Consider the following 3,293-nt stretch of genomic DNA (forward strand, 5'->3'; position numbering starts at 1 on the left):
AGCCAATCAACAAGACGATGTGTCGACTGTTATTCGGGGAAACAACCATCCAGTTTTAGACAACATTCCAATTGTTACGATGCGCATTCACAGTATTGGTGGTAAGTTGGTAAATGCCATTAAAGAAGATACCACTTCTACCATTAATAGATGGGTGTTGAATCATGAATTTAGAGCCACTTACCGCGATGCGCTTATTGACTCTGAATCCCTTGAGCAAGGCGAATTTACCGCTAAGGCTGAAAACTTATCAGTCATACCCGTTTCGTTAAGTGATAATTTAGCGAGAGACGCTAAGGTTTCGTTGGGCGATGAATTGGTTTTTAACGTTCAGGGTGTATTAATAAAAACCGTTGTAGGCAGCATTAGAACGGTAGATTGGAGTAGAATACAATTAAATTTCACGGTGTTATTTCCGGCTGGTGTATTAGAAAGCGCGCCGCAGTTTAGAGTATTAACCACGCAAGTTCCCGATGAAAGTGCTTCAGCTATTTTGCAGCAACAATTGGTGAGTCAGTTTCCAAATATTTCAGTTTTAGACCTTAGGAAAATCCTTTCAGTCATAGAAAATCTATTGAATAAAATTGGTTGGATTATTAATTTCATGGCCTTTTTTAGCATTCTTACAGGCGTGATAGTATTATTAGGCGCGGTGAGAACCAGCAAGCATCAACGCATTAAAGAAAGTGTATTGCTGCGAACCATTGGTGCGCAAAGCCATCAAATTTTAAAAATGATTGCTTTGGAATATATTTATCTGGGCATTTTAGGAAGCTTAACCGGAATTATACTATCGTTAGTAAGCAGTCAATTATTAGCACTTTGGATTTTTGAAACGCCTTTTTCGCCGTCGATTATTCCGTTTGTGGTGTTGTTTCCGGGAATTACATTGCTAGTCTTAGTTATCGGACTTACCAATAGTATTAGTGTTATTAAAAATCCACCTTTGCAAGTACTAAGAAGCGAGGCTAGTTAAGATTTTGATTTCTTACAGAAATAAAAAAAGCCGACTCAAAGTATAAGTAGGCTTAATGATTGCTAATAATCATCTATTTAGGCGGAAATCCCGCTAAAATTTTATTGATGGTATTTGTGAGATTTTGTTCTTGAATAGCCTTATCGTTTACAACACCAGTTCCGGTACCCATCCATAATAATTGTTCTTTTTTAGCATCAACCATATTAATTACTAAAGTGCCTTCGGTATAATTGATTTCTCTGGTGTTGGTGGTGCCAATTCCGGTGCCAATTCTCCAGCGTCTTCCGTAAAAGCCACTTAAATCGTAACTTGTAGATTGATAATCCTTTTTATCTTTGGTTTTTAAGCCCAAATCAATCAGCATATCGGGATTCTCAGATTCTGTTAAACCTTTGCTTTTTAAGTTAGAAGCAATGGCATTTAAAATGCGGTTTTTAACCAAGTCATTGGCAGGAAGTTCTTTTGATTCTTTAGTGAAACCAAAGGTTTTATAGTTGTTGAAATTTACGGATCTGTCGTAATCGGACGCTGTTTTCACGGTGTTACATGAGTACAAAAATGCCAAAGCAATGGCAAAACTAAAAAGGTATTTTAATTTCATGTTAGATGCTTTAAAGTTGATAACACTAATATAAAGAGCAATTTAAGTAAATTTATTAAAAGAAATGTATTTTCAAAAGCACAAATTTTTAAACAATCAAATCCGAAGCCAATTCTCTAACGTCAAGGTCGTAAATAATAGTTACTATCAATCCGCTTTGTAAAGTTTTGCATAGAGCTATGGCGTTATTTCCGAAATTCAAGAAGGCCAGAAATTGAATTGATGTCGCATCACTTGAATTTAATTTCGACATTCTCTACAGGTACCAAACAACATAATTTCTGCCTTGTCAATTTGGTGATTTGGAAATAATGGCATTGGAACTTTTTCAGAAAGACAAGCTACCTTACCACAGCATTTACATTGAAAATGCGGATGTAAATCTAAATGATGGTTTTTAGTACAGTCATGACATTTGGCATACCATCTTAAGCCGTCACTATCGGTAAATGAATGTGTAAATCCATTTTTTTCTAGTCGTTCTAAAATTCTATAAACTGTGGTTTTATTCATGTCATTTTTGAGTCGAGACACTAATTCCACTACAGACAAGGCATTTTCAGCTTCATTGAAAATACTCATAATAATATCAACCGATTTCGTTTTTCTTACAATTCCCATTATGTAAAGTTAAAACATTATTTTAATCTGCCACGTCACATGCTTCTAAAAGCATATAATGAAGTTCGGTGTTTTTCATAAATCCTTTTAATAAATGACTTCCGGGTCCATAAGCTGCCAATTCAACATAATCACCACTATGGTTGTCGGATATCCAACCTATTGAATGGTAGTCTTGCTGCATTATCGACAAAAGTTTAAAGGGCAAATTTTTGTAGTTGTATAAACCAGTTTCCAGTTTTTCAAGATTTTTATAATAATCTAAGATGAATAATGCCTGTTTGTTAGAAATGGTGTAATTATTAGCTTCCTTAATGATATCTTGTACTTTCGTTGTCGAATCGTCTTTGGTAAGGTTATTCAAAATCCATTCGTTGGTGTATTTGAAGGTCTGCAATCTGTCGAAATTTTCATTAACATTTTTGCCGTACATCATTCCTGGATTTGCATTGCCGTGGTCTGTTGTAATGACCACAAGGGTTTCACCATCTTCTTCAGCAAATTTTATAGCAACTTCTATGGCATCATCAAAAGCCATTTGGTCGTATAACAAACCGGCAGCGTCGTTTGCATGTGCCGCCCAATCTACCTTACCAGCTTCAACTTGCAACACAAATCCATTGGCAGAACCCTTTAAATGTTCTAGGGCTACTTCCGTCATTTCTTTGAGCGTTGGTACATGCTTATATAAATCCTTATTGGATTGTCTGTCGATTTCATAAGGCAAAGCACCTTCGCAAAATAGGCCTAGTAATGGCTGATTATTGTTGATAGAGTTTAATTCGTCTCGTACCTTGACGATGTTATAATTTTTACTTCGGAAGGCGGCGTACAAATCTTTATTATCTGCTCTGAATTTAGGGTCAAAATAACGTTGTCCGCCACCCATAATGACTTGTAAGTCTAATTTCAGATACTTTTCTGCAATCCCATCTTGGTCATTTCTACTTTTGCTGTTTACGCAAAATCCTGCTGGTGTGGCATGGGTTGCATAAACGGTGGTTACAATACCCGCTTTCTTTCCGGCATTTATAAATTTTTGCCAAATGGGCTGGTGTTCAATGCCGCCTCTACCTATATTGATTCCACCGT

The 3,293-nt window shown here is 36.3% G+C and carries 4 protein-coding genes; 1 reads left to right on the top strand and 3 read right to left on the bottom strand.

Annotation, left to right across the window (positions count from 1 at the left end):
- A partial coding sequence (locus V7Z48_RS13510) for an ABC transporter permease (protein WP_334114151.1) occupies positions 1–976 on the top strand: 976 nt, incomplete at its 5' end.
- A gap of 73 nt (positions 977–1,049) precedes the next feature.
- On the opposite strand, the gene V7Z48_RS13515 is transcribed toward V7Z48_RS13510, so the two are convergent.
- The 3 genes from V7Z48_RS13515 to V7Z48_RS13525 all read right to left on the bottom strand — a co-directional run.
- Positions 1,050–1,580 (bottom strand): DUF4136 domain-containing protein, encoded by a 531-nt coding sequence (locus V7Z48_RS13515; protein ID WP_334114152.1) that lies wholly within the window; start codon positions 1,578–1,580, stop codon positions 1,050–1,052.
- Between the two features lie 240 nt (positions 1,581–1,820).
- Entirely contained in the window at positions 1,821–2,201 is a 381-nt protein-coding gene (locus tag V7Z48_RS13520; RefSeq protein WP_334114154.1) for a Fur family transcriptional regulator, read from the bottom strand.
- Between the two features lie 22 nt (positions 2,202–2,223).
- On the bottom strand, positions 2,224–3,293 hold a 1,070-nt coding region (locus V7Z48_RS13525), incomplete at its 5' end, for an alkaline phosphatase (protein ID WP_334114155.1).

Source organism: Paucihalobacter sp. (genome assembly GCF_036825875.1).
GTDB lineage: Bacteria > Bacteroidota > Bacteroidia > Flavobacteriales > Flavobacteriaceae > Paucihalobacter.